This window comes from Paenirhodobacter sp. CAU 1674 (assembly GCF_029222945.1).
In the GTDB taxonomy this organism is placed as follows: Bacteria; Pseudomonadota; Alphaproteobacteria; order Rhodobacterales; family Rhodobacteraceae; genus Rhodobacter.
Genome location: NZ_JARHUH010000001.1, coordinates 170,445 through 182,501, shown reverse-complemented (window position 1 = coordinate 182,501; position 12,057 = coordinate 170,445). Strand labels below are relative to the sequence as shown.

11 protein-coding genes are annotated in these 12,057 nt (G+C 66.8%); 7 read left to right on the top strand and 4 right to left on the bottom strand.

Going from position 1 to position 12,057, the window contains the following annotated elements; all coding sequences use genetic code 11:
- Positions 1 to 4: 4 nt before the first annotated feature.
- Together P2G62_RS00855 and P2G62_RS00850 are read left to right on the top strand one after the other, a co-directional pair.
- Entirely contained in the window at positions 5 to 778 is a 774-nt protein-coding gene (locus P2G62_RS00855; protein ID WP_275732956.1) for a gamma-glutamyl-gamma-aminobutyrate hydrolase family protein, read from the top strand.
- Between the two features lie 9 nt (positions 779 to 787).
- Positions 788 to 1,192: a cytochrome c gene (locus tag P2G62_RS00850; protein ID WP_275732955.1), complete on the top strand. Its 405-nt coding sequence runs from the start codon at positions 788 to 790 to the stop codon at positions 1,190 to 1,192.
- Positions 1,193 to 1,196: 4 nt separating this feature from the next.
- Here the strand turns inward: P2G62_RS00850 and P2G62_RS00845 are convergent, their stop codons facing one another.
- The 3 genes from P2G62_RS00845 to glmU are packed head-to-tail and all read right to left on the bottom strand — an operon-like array spanning position 1,197 to position 5,191.
- Positions 1,197 to 2,033: a DNA alkylation repair protein gene (locus tag P2G62_RS00845; RefSeq protein ID WP_275732954.1), complete on the bottom strand. Its 837-nt coding sequence runs from the start codon at positions 2,031 to 2,033 to the stop codon at positions 1,197 to 1,199.
- Positions 2,030 to 3,844: a glutamine--fructose-6-phosphate transaminase (isomerizing) gene (gene glmS / locus P2G62_RS00840; protein WP_275732953.1), complete on the bottom strand. Its 1,815-nt coding sequence runs from the start codon at positions 3,842 to 3,844 to the stop codon at positions 2,030 to 2,032. Before glmS ends, P2G62_RS00845 begins: the two co-directional genes overlap by 4 nt.
- On the bottom strand, positions 3,845 to 5,191 hold the full coding sequence (gene glmU, locus P2G62_RS00835) for a bifunctional UDP-N-acetylglucosamine diphosphorylase/glucosamine-1-phosphate N-acetyltransferase GlmU (protein WP_275732952.1): 1,347 nt from the start codon (positions 5,189 to 5,191) through the stop codon (positions 3,845 to 3,847).
- Between the two features lie 116 nt (positions 5,192 to 5,307).
- On the opposite strand from glmU, the gene P2G62_RS00830 reads away from it, so the two are divergent.
- The 3 genes from P2G62_RS00830 (at position 5,308) to P2G62_RS00820 (ending at position 8,518) form a co-directional block, all read left to right on the top strand.
- The gene (locus tag P2G62_RS00830) at positions 5,308 to 5,976 is read left to right on the top strand and encodes an HAD-IA family hydrolase (protein ID WP_275732951.1); all 669 of its coding nucleotides are present in this window, start codon (positions 5,308 to 5,310) and stop codon (positions 5,974 to 5,976) included.
- A 126-nt stretch (positions 5,977 to 6,102) separates the two neighbouring features.
- Positions 6,103 to 7,332, top strand: a complete 1,230-nt coding sequence (locus P2G62_RS00825; protein WP_275732950.1) for an MFS transporter — start codon at positions 6,103 to 6,105, stop codon at positions 7,330 to 7,332.
- A complete protein-coding gene (locus P2G62_RS00820) occupies positions 7,325 to 8,518 on the top strand; it encodes a DegT/DnrJ/EryC1/StrS family aminotransferase (RefSeq protein WP_275732949.1) in 1,194 nt (397 codons plus the stop codon). Before P2G62_RS00825 ends, P2G62_RS00820 begins: the two co-directional genes overlap by 8 nt.
- A 141-nt stretch (positions 8,519 to 8,659) precedes the next feature.
- Here the strand turns inward: P2G62_RS00820 and P2G62_RS00815 are convergent, their stop codons facing one another.
- On the bottom strand, positions 8,660 to 9,121 hold the full coding sequence (locus P2G62_RS00815) for a CreA family protein (protein WP_275732948.1): 462 nt from the start codon (positions 9,119 to 9,121) through the stop codon (positions 8,660 to 8,662).
- A gap of 121 nt (positions 9,122 to 9,242) precedes the next feature.
- On the opposite strand from P2G62_RS00815, the gene P2G62_RS00810 reads away from it, so the two are divergent.
- On the top strand, positions 9,243 to 10,403 hold the full coding sequence (locus tag P2G62_RS00810; RefSeq protein WP_275732947.1) for an acyl-CoA dehydrogenase family protein: 1,161 nt from the start codon (positions 9,243 to 9,245) through the stop codon (positions 10,401 to 10,403).
- A gap of 16 nt (positions 10,404 to 10,419) precedes the next feature.
- The gene (locus P2G62_RS00805) at positions 10,420 to 12,024 is read left to right on the top strand and encodes a carboxyl transferase domain-containing protein (protein ID WP_275732946.1); all 1,605 of its coding nucleotides are present in this window, start codon (positions 10,420 to 10,422) and stop codon (positions 12,022 to 12,024) included.
- Positions 12,025 to 12,057 lie beyond the last annotated feature (33 nt).

Below are 12,057 nucleotides of genomic sequence, written 5' to 3'. Positions count from 1 at the left end.
CTGCATGACCAGACCAGTCGTTGGCATTATCGGCAACCGCGGCCTCGTGAACGATCGCTACCCGGTCCATGAGGGCGGTCAGATCAATTCCGAGGCGGTCAGCCATGTGGCCGATTGCATCCCGCTGCTGATCCCGGCCGATCCGAGCTATGTTTCGGTTCAGGAATTGATGGAGGTGTGCGACGGCTTTCTGCTGACCGGCGGGCGGCCCAATGTCCACCCCGAGGAATATGGCGAGGTCGAGACCGACAAGCACGGCACCTTCGACCGCGCCCGCGATGCGATCACCCTGCCGCTGGTGCGCGCCTGTGTCGAAAGCGGCCAGCCGTTCTTTGGCATCTGCCGCGGTTTTCAAGAGGTGAACGTGGCGATGGGCGGCTCGCTCTATCCCGAGATCCGCGAATTGCCGGGCCGGATGAACCACCGGATGCCGCCCGAGGGCACGCTGGAAGAAGCCTTCGCCCTGCGGCACAAGGTGCTGCTGGAACCGGGCGGACGGTTCGCCCAGCTGTTCGGCGCAACCGAGGTGATGACCAACACGCTGCACGGGCAGGGGATTTGCCAGCCCGGGCCTCGCATCGTGATCGAGGGCCGGGCCGAGGATGGCACGCCCGAGGCGATTTATGTGCGCGATGCGCCGGGCTTCACCCTGTCGGTGCAATGGCACCCGGAATGGAACGCCGAGGCCGACCCGGTCTCGCGCCCGCTGTTTCAGGCCTTCGGGCAGGCGGTGCGCGACTGGGCCTTGAAGAAGCGTGGCGGCATCAAGGTCGCCTGAGGAGGGACTATGAAAACACTGACTGGCCTGACCCTGACCGGGCTGACGCTGGCTGCGACGCTGATCGCGGGCGCCGCCGGGGCCACCCATCCCGGGGGCAAGATGGTCCCCGTGGTGGTTCCCAATCTCTCGCCCGAGGCGATCCGCGGGGCGGCGCGCTTCGATGCGAAATGCGCGTCCTGCCATGGCACCGCTGGGGCGGGCAACGACATGGCGGGCCCGCCACTGATTCACAAGATCTATGAACCCGGCCATCATGGCGATGCGGCGTTCTATTTCGCGCCGTTGCGTGGCGCCCAGGCCCATCATTGGCGCTTCGGGGATATGCCGCCGGTTGCGGGCTTCACCGAGGAAGACGCGCGCCTGATCACGATCTATATTCGCGAAGTCCAGAAGGCCAACGGGATTTTCTGATCGCTCACAGGTATCTGGACGCTTCCTTGCGGGCAAAGGGCTTGAGGCTGTCGCCATGCGCGGCCAGCCAGTCGCGCACCGCCTGCGGGTCGTGTTTGGACAGATCGCGCAGCCACCAGGCCACCGCCTTTTGCAAGAACCACTCGGGGCTTTGCGCCAGTTCCGCGCACCAGCCCAGAACCCGGGCGCGGATCGCGCGGTCGGCCTCTGACGGGTGGTTCTGCTTGGTCCAGGGCAGGGTGATGACCAGCGCCGCGCGCCGCGTCCAGAGGTGATCGGACTGCACCCAGCCCGCCACCGTCTCGATCCGCGCGGGATCGGCCTGCAGCCGCTTTTCGCCCGCCTTGCACGCGTGATCGGCCAGCGCCCAGCCGTCGAAATCGGGCACCCAGGTGCAGATCAGATCCCAGACCGCCTGATCGGGGCGGATACGCGCCTGCGCCAGCAGTTTCGTGGCGGCCACCCGTGCTTCGTGGATGTCGCTGTCCCATAGGCCCGCGGCCAGTGCCAGCCGCTCGTCCAGCGTGGATTGCGCGCGCCACAGCCGCGCCATGTCCTCGATCAGCGGCACCGGCACGCCCAGATACCGGCGCGGCAGCTTGTGATAGGCCGCGGCCCCGGCGGCCTTGTCCGCATCGCCGCAGCACTCAAGCGCGGCAATCGCATCGGCGACCGAGGGCGGGGGGGGCAGGTCCTCTTCGGCCTCGGGCTCGTGATATTGCTCGTATTCCGCGTCGCTTTCGGCATAGGCACGGGCTTCGGCGGCCAGTTCGGCCTCGGCCTCGGTCAGGGGGCGGTCCTCGGCGGTGATGATCCGGGATTTGCGGGTGCGCCCCATCACTCCACCGTCACGGATTTTGCCAGATTGCGCGGCTGGTCCACATCGGTGCCCTTGGCGACGGCGGTGTGATAGGCCAGCAATTGCGCGGGCAGCGCGTAAAGGATCGGCGCGAAGGGCTCGGCCACCTCGGGCATTTTCAGCGTGGCCCAAGTGCCCTCGGACGCCGTGGCCAGCCCCTTGCCGTCCGAAATCAGCAGCACCTGACCATGCCGCGCCATCACTTCCTGCATGTTGGACACGGTCTTGTCGAACAACCGGTCGTGCGGCGCCAGAACGATCACCGGCACCTGCCGGTCGATCAGCGCGATCGGCCCGTGTTTCAACTCGCCCGAGGCATAGCCTTCGGCGTGGATGTAGCTGATTTCCTTGAGTTTCAGCGCGCCTTCCAGCGCCAGCGGGAACATCGCACCCCGGCCCAGGAACAGGATGTCCTGCGCCTCGGCCAGTCGCTCGGCCAGTTTTTCGATCTGATCCGAGGTGCCAAGTGCTGCATTCATCAGCCCGGGCAGCGCGCGCAGCGTGGCCAGATGCCCGGCCAGAGCGGCCGGCGCGATATGGCCACGGTCGACGCCCGCCTTCAGCGCCATCGCCGCCAGCACCAGCAGCTGACAGGTGAAGGCCTTGGTCGAGGCCACGCCCACCTCGATCCCCGCAAGGATCGGCAACGCCACGTCGCATTCGCGCGCGATGGACGAGGTCGGCACATTGACCACGGCCACGGTTTTCGAAACCTTTTCATGGCAATAGCGCAGCGCGGCCAGCGTGTCGGCGGTTTCGCCCGACTGGCTGACGAAGATCGCGAAGCTTTGGCGCGGCAGCGGCGGCTCGCGGTAGCGGAATTCCGAGGCCACGTCGATTTCGCAGGGCAGGCCCGCCAGCGTCTCGAACCAGTATTTCGCCACCGAACAGGCATAGAACGCGGTGCCGCAGGCGACCAGCGTCAGCCGGTCGAGATTGGTGAAATCCAGTTCGGCAGGCAGGTTCAACCCGTCGCCCTGCAGGTAATGGCGCAGCGCATCGCCCAGAACCACCGGCTGTTCGGCGATTTCCTTGGCCATGAAATGCTTGTAGCCGGCCTTTTCTACCCGGGTCTGACCAAGGTCGATCTTGACCTCTTCGCGGTTCGCGCGGCGGCCCTCGGCGTCGAAGATCTCGGCGCCCGCACGGGTGACGAAGGCATGATCGCCCTCGGCCAGATAGGTGATGCGGTCGGTCAGCGGCGCCAGCGCGATCGCGTCCGAGCCCACGAACATCTCGCCCGTGCCGTGGCCGATGGCCAGCGGGCTGCCCTTGCGCGCGGCGATCAGCAGATCGTCTTCGCCCTCGAACAGCCACAGCAGCGCGAAGGCGCCCTCCAGCTTGGCCAGCGTGGCCACGGCGGCCTCGCGCGGGGGCAGGCCCTGATCCATGAACATCCGGGTCAGCAGGACGACGGTTTCGGTGTCGGTTTCGGTCTCGGGCATCAGCCCGGCTTGCGACAGTTCTGCGCGCAGCTCGCGGAAATTCTCGATGATGCCGTTATGCACCACGGCCACCGGCCCCGAGCGGTGCGGATGCGCATTGCCCGTGGTCGCCGCGCCATGCGTCGCCCAGCGGGTGTGGCCGATCCCCGCCTTGCCCGCCAGAGGGTCATGCACCAGCAGGTCGGACAGGTTCACCAGCTTGCCCACCGCGCGCCGACGGTCGAGCCGACCGGCGTTGACGGTGGCAATGCCCGCACTGTCATAGCCGCGATATTCCAACCGCTTCAGGCTTTCGACCAGCAGGGGCGCGACTTCGTGCGTTCCCAGAACACCAATAATTCCACACATTTACGCGCCCTTCTTGATAGCGGCCTTCTTGGCCCGGAGCATCTCGAACAGTTTCACCGCAAGGCCCGGCTTGGTCACCTGCTTGGCGCGGCCCAGGGCCACGGCGCCCGCAGGCACATCCTCGGTGATGGTCGAGCCCGAGGCGGTCAGCGCCCCGTCGCCCACCGTCACCGGCGCCACCAGCATCGTATCCGAACCGATGAAGGCATTGGCGCCAATCGTGGTGCGGTGCTTGAACACGCCGTCGTAATTGCAGGTCACCGTGCCCGCGCCGATATTCGTGCCCTCGCCCACATCAGCGTCGCCCAGATAGGTCAGATGGCCGACCTTGACGCCTTCGCCCAGGATCGAATTCTTCACCTCGACGAAATTGCCGATATGCACATCCTCGGCCAGTTCGGCGCCGGGGCGCAGCCGGGCGAAGGGGCCGACGGTGGCCCCGCGCGAGATGTGGCAGCCTTCCAGATGGCAGAAGGCGGCGATCTCGGCCCCCGATTCAATCGTCACATCGGGGCCGAAGACGACATGCGGGCCGATCACCACATCGCGGCCCAGATAGGTGTCGAGCGCGAAATAGACGGTGGCCGGATCGACCATGGTCACCCCGTTTTCCAACGCCTCGGCGCGCGCGCGGGTCTGGAACAGCGCCTCGGCGCGGGCCAGTTCGGCGCGGGTGTTGATGCCCAGCGTTTCCGCCTCGGGGCAGGTGACGACCTCGGCCGACAGGCCGCGCGCACGGGCGGCGGCCACGATGTCGGTCAGGTAGTATTCGCCCGCCGCATTGTCATTGCTCAGGCCCCCCACCAGGTCGGCCAACAGTGCCGCGTCGCAGGCGATCACGCCGGAATTGCAAAGGGTTATGGCGCGTTCTTTATCCGTCGCATCCTTGAATTCGACGATCCGGTCCAGATCGCGCCCGCGCGCGATCAGGCGGCCATAGCGGCCCGGATCGGCGGCCTCGAACCCCAGAACGGTGACATCGGCGGGGCTTTCGGACAGCGCTTCCAGCGTCTCGGGGCGGATGAAGGGCGTGTCGCCATACAGCACGATCACCCGGCCCTCGAACCCCGTCAGCAGCGGCAGCGCCTGAGCCACCGCATGCCCGGTGCCCAGCTGTTCGCCTTGCAGCGCGATCTGCGCGTCGGGGTCGAGTTTCGCGACCGCCTTGCTGACCGCCTCGGCGCCGTGGCCCGCGACGACGACGACCCGCTCGGGGTCGAGCGCGCGCCCGGCGGCCAGCGCATGCGCCACCAGCGGCGCCGCCCCTAGCCGGTGCAGCACCTTGGGCAGGTCGGAATTCATGCGGGTGCCTTGGCCAGCGGCCAGAACGAGGAGTGCGATCGCCATCAGGGTGCCTTTTCTTCTGCGCGCCTTCGTTTTACCCATACCATATCTGGCCGCAAGGGGAGCGCGTTCACGCTATCTTTCGGGGTCGTAACAGGCGACGGGAAGGCAGGGACGCGATGCGCACGGTGGTTTTCGATCTGGACGGCACGCTGGCCGATACCTCGGGCGATCTGATCGCGGCGGCGAACGCCTGTTTCGTAGCGCGCGGTCTGGGCGCGGTGCTGGACCCGGTCGACGATGCGCTGATCGCCTTTCATGGCGGGCGGGCGATGCTGCGGGCGGGCTATACCCGGCTCGGTCATCCGCAGGCCGAGACGCTGACCGAAGCCGATTACGCGGTGCTGCTGCGTTATTACGGCGAAAATATCGACACCCATACGCGGCTTTATCCCGGCGCGGTGGCGGCGGTCGAGGCCTTGCGCGCGCAGGGTTTTGCCACTGCGATCTGCACCAACAAGCCCGAGGGGCTGGCGCGCGAACTGGTGGCGCGGCTGGGGATCGCGCCGCTGTTCGGCGCGCTGATTGGCGCCGATACGCTGCCCACCCGCAAGCCCGATCCCGCGCCCTATGCCGCCGCGGTGGCGGGCGTGGGTGGCAGTGTCGCGCGCTCGATCCTCATTGGCGACACGGGGACCGACCGCGAAACCGCGCGCGCGGCGGGCGTGGCCAGTGTTCTGGTCACCTTCGGCCCGGAAGGGCGCGGCATCGCCCGGCTTGCCCCCGAGGCGCTGTTGGATCATTACGATGACCTGCCCGGTCTGGCCGCCGCGCTGCTGCCCGGCTGAGCCGCCTGTCCGGGCCGCAGCGTGAGTATTTGACCCAAGAAGAAGCCCGTCGGTTTTAGCGGGGTGTCGTGGCGCCGTTACCAGAGCGTTGCACGGTCCCCCCGTCCGCGCAGAAGGAAAGATCCGATGACCCACCCCGCCAGCCGCTCTGCCACCGGATTCGTCCTGATGGCCGTGTTTCTGGACATGGTCGGTTTCGGGCTGATCATTCCGGTGCTGCCCACGCTGATCGAAAGCGTGGGGCATATGACGCTGGCCGAGGCGGCCTTCATCGGCGGCTGGATGTTCGCCGCCTTCAGCCTGGCGCAATTCGCCTTCGCACCGCTGATGGGGGCGCTGTCGGATCGGTTCGGGCGGCGGCCGCTGTTGTTGCTGGCGATTGGCGGGCTTGGGGTGGATTACCTGTTTCATGCGCTGGCCCCTTCGGTCGGCTGGCTGTTCGCAGGAAGGGTGATCGCCGGGATCTGCGGGTCGAGCTATGTAATCGCCAACGCCTATCTGGCCGATGTGACCCCGCCCGAGGGCCGCGCGCGGGCCTTTGGCCTGATGGGCGCGGCCTTTGGGCTGGGCTTCGTGCTGGGGCCAGCGCTTGGCGGGCTTCTGGGCAGTTTCGGCCCGCGGGTGCCGTTCTGGGTGGCGGCGGCGATTTCGGGCGCCAACCTTCTGTGGGGCTATTTCGTGCTGCCCGAAACCCTGGCGCCCCAGAGCCGCCGCGCCTTCCGCTGGCGCGAGGCGAACCCGCTGGGGGTGCTGGCGGTCTTTCGCCGCTATCCCGGGGTCTTGCCGCTGGGCGCGGTGCTGGCGGTCTATTTCTTCGGCTCGGCCGTCTATCCGGCGATCTGGGCCTTCTGGGGCATGGCAAAATTCGGCTGGTCCGAGGCGACGGTCGGCTTGTCGCTGGCGGGGTTCGGCATCGTGATGGCGGTGGCGCAGGGCACGCTGACCGGCCCGGCAGTCGCCCGCTGGGGTGAGCGGCGCGTGCTGCTGGTCGGGCTGATCGTGGCGGCGCTGGCCTGCGTGGGCTATGGCTTTGCCACCGGAATCGTCATGGTGCTGGTGCTGCTGGTGCTGCACGCGCCCGAGGGGTTTGTGCATCCGATGCTGGCGGCGCTGATGTCGCGCGCCGTCCCCGAGGATGCGCAGGGCGCGCTGCAGGGCGGGATTTCTGCGGCGATGAACCTGGCGATGCTGGCGGGGACGTTGTTCTTCACCCAGATCTTCGGCTATTTCCTGAGCGATGCGGCCCCCGTCCGCACTCCGAATGCCGCCTTCCTGACTGCGGCGGTGGTTCTGGCCGGGGCGCTGGCGATCTATGTCGTGTTGATGCAACGTCACAAAGGGCTGGGCGATGACTGATACCCCCGAGGTTTTCACCGGCAACTTCACCCAGCAGGAGCCGATCGCCGAAGACGCCATCGCCGCCGCCGTTGCGGTGCTGCGCTCGGGGCGGCTGCATCGCTACAATACCGTGCCCGGCGAAGCGGGCGAGGTCGCCTTGCTGGAAGAGGAATTCGCCGCCCTGACCGGCGCGCGCTATTGCCTCGCCGTGGCCTCGGGCGGCTATGCCCTGGGCTGCGCGCTGCGCGCCTTGGGGGTGGCACCGGGCGATGCGGTGCTGACCAACGGTTTCACGCTGGCGCCTGTGCCCGGCGCGATCGCGGCACTGGGCGCGCAGCCGGTCTTCGTGGAGATCACCGGGGATCTGGTGATCGACATGGACGATCTGGCCGCCAAGGCGCGCGCCAGCGGCGCACGGGTGCTGATGCTCAGCCACATGCGCGGCCATATCTGCGACATGGACGCGCTGATGCAGGTCGCGCAGGCACACGATCTGCAGGTGATCGAGGATTGCGCGCATACCATGGGCGCGGCCTGGGCGGGGGTGCCGTCCGGCCGCCACGGCGTGATCGGCTGCTATTCGACGCAGACCTATAAACACATGAATTCCGGCGAGGGCGGGCTGATCGTTTCGGACGATGCCGCGCTGATGGCCAAAATGATCCTGCTATCGGGCAGCTACATGATGTATCCGCGCCACCGCGCCGCGCCGGGCCCCGAGGCGTTCGAGGCGCTGAAATACGACACGCCCAATATCTCGGGGCGGATGGACAATCTGCGCGCCGCGATCCTGCGCCCGCAGATCCCGACGCTGGCGGGACGCATCGCACGCTGGAACGCGCTTTATCGCAGGCTCGAGGCGGGGCTGGCCGCCACGCCCGGGCTGCGGCTGATCCCGCGCCCGCAGGCCGAATCCTACGTCGCCTCGTCCTTCCAGTTCCTGCTGCCGGGCTGGGACGCGGCGCGGATCACCGCTTTCGTCGCCCGCGCCGCCGCCCGCGGGGTCGAGCTGAAATGGTTCGGCGCCGCGGAACCCGCGGGGTTCACCTCGCGCTACGACAGCTGGCGCTATGCCGCGCCGCAATCGCTGCCGGTGACGGACCGGGTGCTTGCCGGCCTGCTGGATCTGCGCCTGCCGCTGACCTTCACCGAGGCCGACGCGGCACAGATCGCGCGGATCATCGACGCCGAAGCACGGGGTTGAAACCGGGCAGGGGGGCGCTGCCCCCCGCTGCGCTCCCCCCGGGATATTTCGGCCAGAAAGAAGGCGTGCGGATTTGCCTTTCTTTCTGGCCGAAATATCCCGGGGGTGAAGGACCGCAGGTCCGAGGGGGCAGCGCCCCCTTTATTCGGAGCCGAACAGCGGCACGGTCGAGATCGACATCTTCGCCGAACCCTCGGTCAGTTCGTTCGCGTGGGTCAGGTAGATCAGCGTCTGATGATCTTCGTCGAAAATCCGGGTCATCCGCAGCGATTTGAAGATCAGCGAGCGGCTTTCGGAAAACACCTTCTCGCCCTTCGCGCCGCGCGCGATGTCGCCGATCTTGATCGGACCGGTCTGGCGGCAGGCGATCGAGGAATTCGACGGGTCTTCGAACCAGTTGCCCTGTGACAGCCGGTCCAGAAGCGAGCGGTCGAAATAGGCGATGTGGCAGGTCACGCCCTGCACCTTCGGGTCTTCGATCGCCTCGATGATGATATCGTTGCCGATCCAGTCGACGCCGACCTTGCCCACCGTTTCGGCATGGAGGGGGGCGGCGAGAGGGGCGAGCGCGAAGAGTGCGGCGGCGGCAAGCGGACGGATCATGGCAATCTCCTGAACGGGTTTTCTTTCAGATGGGGCCGGGCGCGCCGCGCACAAGGCTTGACGCGACTCGAATCGACGGGCATTAAATGAACAAGCGTTCAATAAACGGGGAGGAGACCGCATGTTTGCCGCTTCGATGAGTTTCGATCTGGGGGAAGACGTCAACGCACTGCGCGACATGGTGCATTCCTGGGCACAGGACCGGCTTGTGCCGATTGCGGCGCAGGTCGACCGTGACAATGTCTTCCCGCATGAGCTGTGGGCCGAGATGGGCGAGCTGGGCCTGCTGGGCATCACCGTATCCGAGGAATATGGCGGGGCGGGCATGGGCTATCTGGCGCATGTCATCGCGACCGAGGAAATCGCGCGGGTCTCGGCCTCGATTTCGCTCAGCTATGGCGCACACTCCAACCTCTGCGTGAACCAGCTGAAGCTGAACGGCAGCGATGCGCAGAAGGCGAAATACCTGCCCGATCTGGTTTCGGGCGCCAAGGTCGGCGCGCTGGCGATGAGCGAAAGCGGCGCGGGCTCGGATGTGGTCGGCATGAAACTGCGCGCCGAGAAGCGCAACGGCTATTATGTCCTGAACGGCCATAAATACTGGATCACCAACGGCCCCGACGCCGATACGCTGGTGGTCTATGCCAAGACCGACCCCGAGGCGGGATCGAAAGGCATCACCGCCTTCATCGTCGAGAAATCCTTCAAGGGGTTCTCGACCAGCCAGCATTTCGACAAGATTGGCATGCGTGGTTCGAACACGGCGCAGCTGTTCTTCGACAATTGCGAAGTGCCGTTCGAAAACGTGCTGGGTACCGAAGGGAAGGGCGTGCGCGTCTTGATGTCGGGGCTGGATTACGAGCGCGTCGTGCTGTCGGGCATCGGCACCGGCATCATGGCCGCCTGTCTGGACGAGGTGGTGCCCTATGCCAAGGAGCGTCACCAGTTCGGCCAGCCGATCGGGAATTTCCAGCTGATGCAGGCCAAGATCGCCGACATGTATGTCGCGATGAACACCGCGCGCGCCTATACCTACGAGGTGGCGAAAGCCTGCGACAAGGGGCAGGTGACGCGTCAGGATGCGGCGGCCACGGTGCTTTATGCTTCCGAACAGGCGATGGTGCAGGCACATCAGGCGGTGCAGGCCCTGGGTGGCGCAGGCTTCCTGAACGACTCGGTCGTCAGCCGGCTGTTCCGCGACGCCAAGCTGATGGAGATCGGCGCGGGCACCAGCGAAATCCGCCGCATGCTGATCGGCCGCGAAATCATGGACAAGGCCTGAGGGGCAGGGGGCGACAATGAAACTCAGCTCTTCCTTCCTGGCAGGGTCCGAACAGGCGCAGGCCAATCGCGCGGCGCATCTGGCGATGCTCGACACCGTGCGCGAGGCTGCGGCTCTGGCTGCGGCCGGTGGCGGGGCCGAGGCCACCGCCCGCCATATCGCGCGCGGCAAGATGGCCCCGCGCGAACGGGTCGCGGGGCTTCTGGACCCGGGCTCGCCGTTTCTGGAAATCGGCGCAACGGCGGCGCATGGTCTGTATGACGGCGCGGCGCCGGGTGCGGGCGTGATCGCGGGCATCGGCCGCGTGATGGGGCAAGAGGTGATGGTCGTCGCCAATGACGCCACCGTCAAGGGCGGCACCTATTACCCGATGACGGTCAAGAAACACCTGCGCGCGCAGGAAATCGCCGAGGAATGCGCGCTGCCCTGCGTCTATCTGGTCGACTCTGGCGGTGCCAACCTGCCCAATCAGGACGAGGTCTTCCCTGACCGCGACCATTTCGGCCGCATCTTCTATAACCAGGCGCGGATGTCGGCCAAGGGCATCCCGCAGATCGCGGTGGTGATGGGGTCGTGCACCGCGGGTGGCGCCTATGTCCCCGCGATGTCGGATGTGACGATCATCGTGAAGGAACAGGGGACGATCTTCCTGGCCGGCCCGCCCTTGGTGCGTGCCGCAACCGGCGAGGTCGTCACCGCCGAAGATCTTGGCGGCGGCGATGTCCACACGCGGCTGTCGGGCGTGGCCGATTACCTGGCCGAGGATGACGCGCACGCGTTGGCCCTTGCCCGCCGCGCGGTCAGCCACCTGAACCGTGCCAAGCCCGCCACGGTGCAATGGCAGGCCAGCGAAGACCCCGCCTATGACCCTGACGAGCTGTTCGGCGTCGTGCCTGCCGACCTGCGCACCCCCTACGACATCCGCGAGGTGATCGCCCGCGTGGTCGATGGCTCGCGCTTCGATGAATTCAAGCCGCGCTTCGGGGAAACCATCGTCACCGGCTTTGCCCATGTGCAGGGCTGCCCGGTGGGGATCGTGGCCAACAACGGCGTGCTCTTTTCCGAAGCCGCGCAGAAGGCCGCGCATTTCATCGAACTGTGCAGCCAGCGCGGGATTCCGCTGGTGTTCTTGCAAAACATCACCGGCTTCATGGTCGGGCGCAAATACGAAAACGAAGGCATCGCGCGGCACGGCGCCAAGATGGTGACCGCGGTTGCCACCACCAATGTGCCGAAGATCACCATGCTGGTGGGCGGGTCCTTCGGGGCAGGCAATTACGGCATGTCCGGGCGCGCCTATCAGCCGCGCTTCCTGTGGACCTGGCCCAACTCGCGCATCTCGGTGATGGGCGGCGAGCAGGCCGCGGGCGTTCTGGCCACCGTCCGGCGCGACGGGATCGAGCGCAAGGGCGGCAGCTGGTCGGCGGAAGAGGAAGCCGAGTTCAAGCGCCCGACGATCGAGATGTTCGAACGGCAAAGCCACCCGCTCTATGCCTCGGCGCGGCTTTGGGACGATGGCATCATCGACCCGCGCCGCACCCGCGAGGTGCTGGCGCTGTCGCTCTCGGCCAGCCTGTGCGCGCCGATCGAACCCACGCGCTTTGGCGTGTTCCGCATGTAACAATGATGCCTCCGGCGGGGATATTTGAGCCAA